Here is a 4,119-nt window from a genome sequence, read left to right on the forward strand (position 1 = left end):
TCGCTCCCACATTTGGAATGCATTCCCCTGTGGGAGCGAGCCTGCTCGCGATGGCAGTCTGACTGACACCAGAAATACAAAGCCTCACTCCCAAGGCTTGGGCTCTCCAAATAACCGCCCCTGAACCCCATACACTCCCAATTCACGAATCACCGACAACTCCCCTTCGGTCTCGACCCGCTCGGCAATCAACGGCAAGTCAATGCTGTGGGCGGCACGCTGGATTGCTTCGATGAACAGACGCTTGTCGCTTTCCTGATCAATCGAGCGGATGTAACTGCCGTCGATTTTCAGGTAGGCCAGCCCGAGCCGAGCCAGATTGCCGATCATGCTGAACCGTCCACCAAAACGTTGCAGGCTCAGGGAGAACCCGAGCTCACGCAGACGTCGCGTCAGCGCTTCCAGCACCGCTTGCTCCGGCAGTTGTTCCTCGCCGATTTCCAGGGTCAGGCGCGGCCCCAGGCTGGAGTGCGAACGCAGAATGTCGAAGATTTTATCCAGCGCCTGCGGGTCGGCCAATGTTGCCGAAGACAGGTTCAGCGCCAGCGACTCTTGGTGGCCGCCCATCTGTTCAAGCACACGCTCCAGCATCAGGCGGTCCAGTCGCGTCGTCCAGCCAAAACGCTCCAGCCACGGCAGAAAACGCCCGGCGGGGATGCTCTGGCCTTGATCGTCGGTCAAGCGCGAAAGCACTTTGTAATGAAGCACCAGTTGCGTGTCCTGGCTGGCCACGACCGGCTGGAAAAACAACTCGAACCGACGCTGATTCAACGCCCGATCGAGCAAACCGTGCCAGGCATGAGGATCATCGCCAACACGGGCCGATGCCGTGTGATCCAGGCAGACCCAGTTCGTATCGCCCTGGCCTTCGGCCTGGGCCAATGCTTGATCCGCCAGCCCGATCACCGCTTGGGGTGAGTCGCCATGAACGAACGGCGCCAGCCCGATTGAGGCGACCGAGGCCACATCGGTTGCCCCCGTTGCATGCAGGCTGCCCAAGGCACTGTCGAGGTTCTGCGCCAGTTGCAGCGCTTCTTCGCGTACAAGCCCCGGTGCCAGTACAGCAAATTCACCGCCGCGAATCCGCGTGACAAGGTTCAGGGTTTCCGGGTAACGGGCACACGTCCGGGACAGCTGTTCACCCACCGCCTTGAGCAAGTTGTCCGTGTGTTGACCGCCCAGGCGCTGGTTCTGCCCGGCCAGGTCCTTGACCCTAAGCAACAGCAGATAACCCGAGCTGGCCTGCTCGGGGTTACTCACGCGCGCGTTCAATTGCATCTCGAAATAACGCCGGTTGGCCAACCCGGTCAAGGTGTCCTGATAGGACTCGACCCGCAGTTTTTCACTGCGCTCGGCCTGCTCCTGAAACAGCGCTTTAAGCTTTTCGACCATCTGATTCATCGCCTGCACCACACGACGCAATTCCGGAGTGCGCGGCAGGTCGGGCAGGCTGAGAAACTCTCGTCGAGCAATGGCGTGGGATTGCTGAACCATGTAGTCCAGCGGTCTCAATTGCCGACGCAGCAACAGGGCGCCCAGCGCCGCACTCACCGCTCCACACAGCAACAACCAACCGAGGCTGCCCAAAGCGCTCTGCCAAAGCTTGGCCAAAGCGAACATTGGGTGACTGACCACCTCGACTCGCGCAGCTTGCTCCCAGCCGCGACTGACGATCGCATCGCCGCCCGCCGCTTCAAGGCCGATCATGTTGACGAACCAGTCCGGAACGTTGTTCACCGCCGGAATACCGCTGCGCTCGACCAAGGTCTTGTCGTTCGACAGGTCGACCACCCGAATGCTCGCGTAATAACCGCTGTCGAAAATCGAGCTGACAAGTAGCTCTACCATCGCCGGGTCGTCGATATTCGGCGTGAGGGACAACGCGAGCGCCGTCGCGGCATCCTGGGCATGCGAGCGCAACTGGTTGACGTACTGAGTACGCGAACTCTCCAGGCTGACCATGAAGCTGCCAGTGAAGGCGACAACCAGGAACAGACAGATTGCGATCAACAGCTGTTTGAACAAAGACATCTGAGCGTGTGCTCCTAATTAGTCGTCTCGACCGGGAATCCTTCGGCCTGCATTTTTTTCAGCACATCCTGCCAGCGAGACAGCCGCTTGGTGTCCCCGACCTTCTTGTTGCCCTTGGCGCCGGGCAACCACAACCCTTCGGCATTGAAAGAGTAGACCGGCAATAGATCGGCTCGTTGGCTGGCGGGCTTGATCGTGTCGATCAGGCTATCGAGCACCAGCGGCATGGCCTCAGGGTTTGAGTAATACGTCAGCACCATGTGCGCGCGATTCAAACTCAAGGCCTTTACGTAAGTAATGCGCAACTTGTCACTGGAAACGCCTAGATGCCGCAAGCTGAAATACTTGGCGATGGCGTAGTCTTCGCAATCGCCGGCACCTTTCCACAGGGCTTCGATCGGCGTCTCCCAGTAATCGACCTCATGCCACAGGTCGATGTCTTCTTCGTATCGCAGCTGTTTGTTGAAGAATTGATTGACCACTTCAAGCTGTTCCAGCTCGCTGATTTGCTTTTGAGTCGTCAACAGATGCTGCCAGTCATCAATACGCTGCTGCCCCGGGCCCAATGGCCCGTACAATGCCTGCGCCCGGCGGCTGATCAGGGAGAAATCCCAGTCGGCATGCAGCCCGCCCAGCATGATGCCGGCCAGCAGCAGCGCGCAGCCTAGCCAGCGCAGAGTCCGAGGGATCGCGAAACGTACCGCCAATGCAAGGCATCCAGGTAGACGAATGGAAGTCGGTTGATGGTGGAGGTTAGCCGGTCAAAAGACAATGGCACGATGCAATCACTTGCCGCGCGCTAGACTTGTATGTTGAGGGTCATAAAAACGTCAAAGCCGTATTTTGGTGGGTTTGACAACCTGCAGGCCAGTCACTAGTGTCCTCTTGGATCCAAATTTATTTCAGTCAAAACAGGGTGCGTTGTTGTGACACAGAAACCCAATCCTCTGAACAGTATCAAGGTCAACGGGCCAATTCCCGCTCATCTGGCACGCTCGGTGATTGAAGAAACATTGCGCTCGGCGATTCTCGACGGGCGCATTCCCTGCGGCACTGCGCTGCGCCAGCAGGATTTGGCCGATCTGTTCGGTGTCAGCCGCATGCCCGTCCGCGAAGCCTTGCGCCAGCTCGAAGCACAGGCGCTGCTCAACGTGATTGCCCATAAGGGGGCGGTAGTCGCACCACTGGTTCAAGGCGATGCCGTGGAAACCTACGCGTTACGGATTCTGTTGGAGTCAGAAGCGTTGCGTCTGTCGATTCCGTTGCTCGATACAAGGGATTTCCAACAGGCAGCGCGCTACATCGATGAGATGGAAACAGAACAGGATTACGCCGAGATAGGCCGGCTCAATCGCCTGTTCCACATGTCGCTGTACTGCAAAGCTCCCAATCAGCGGCTATTGAGGCTGATAGAAGACGGGCTGAACGAAGAAGAACGCTTCCTGCGGTTCAACCTGGAAGCCATGGGTCTTGGCAAGCTGTCACAGGAAGATCACCGGGCGTTGTTGCTGGCCGCCGAAAACCGTGACATTGAAGGTTCTGTGCAACTGCTCGCAAACCACCTCAACCGTGGCGTCGAGGTCATCACTCGCTACCTTGCCAGCCCTGAAGCGTTGAACAAAAAAATCTCGAAATAAATCACAGTGGGTCACTTGAGCGAGCAGTCATGACTGCTGATGACGCGATGAACAATGTGCTGAGACAATTTTTATAGAACCCCAAAACGACAAAACCCCAACTGCTTGCGCAATTGGGGTTTCGGAATTCAATCTTGACGATGACCTACTCTCACATGGGGAAACCCCACACTACCATCGGCGATGCATCGTTTCACTGCTGAGTTCGGGATGGGATCAGGTGGTTCCAATGCTCTATGGTCGTCAAGAAATTCTGTGACCTGCCCGTTACCGAAGTAACGTGCCAGCAAAAAATGGTGACTTCTACTAAAACAAAACCCCAACTGCTTTCGCAATTGGGGTTTCGGAATTTAATCTTGACGATGACCTACTCTCACATGGGGAAACCCCACACTACCATCGGCGATGCATCGTTTCACTGCTGAGTTCGGGATGGGATCAGGTGGTTCCA

At 57.0% G+C, this 4,119-nt stretch carries 3 protein-coding genes and 2 rRNA genes; 1 reads left to right on the top strand and 4 read right to left on the bottom strand.

From position 1 onward, the window contains the following. Window positions 1-84 precede the first annotated feature (84 nt). Entirely contained in the window at window positions 85-2,031 is a 1,947-nt protein-coding gene (lapD, locus tag EJA72_RS28140; protein ID WP_157715136.1) for a cyclic di-GMP receptor LapD, read from the bottom strand. Between the two features lie 14 nt (window positions 2,032-2,045). Beyond that, complete coding sequence (lapG, locus tag EJA72_RS28145) at window positions 2,046-2,738, bottom strand: cysteine protease LapG (protein WP_157715137.1); 693 nt, start codon at window positions 2,736-2,738, stop codon at window positions 2,046-2,048. A gap of 219 nt (window positions 2,739-2,957) precedes the next feature. Here lapG and EJA72_RS28150 point away from each other — a divergent pair, with 219 nt between their 5' ends. Beyond that, window positions 2,958-3,668, top strand: coding sequence for a GntR family transcriptional regulator (locus EJA72_RS28150; protein WP_178129618.1), 711 nt, complete (start codon window positions 2,958-2,960; stop codon window positions 3,666-3,668). A 132-nt stretch (window positions 3,669-3,800) separates the two neighbouring features. On the opposite strand, the gene rrf (EJA72_RS28155) is transcribed toward EJA72_RS28150, so the two are convergent. Next, window positions 3,801-3,916: ribosomal RNA gene (gene rrf, locus EJA72_RS28155) — 5S ribosomal RNA — on the bottom strand. 106 nt (window positions 3,917-4,022) lie between these two features. Next, a 5S ribosomal RNA gene (gene rrf / locus EJA72_RS28160) occupies window positions 4,023-4,119 on the bottom strand; the annotation flags it as partial.

Source organism: Pseudomonas sp. PB120, assembly GCF_009761815.1.
Classification (GTDB): Bacteria; Pseudomonadota; Gammaproteobacteria; order Pseudomonadales; family Pseudomonadaceae; genus Aquipseudomonas.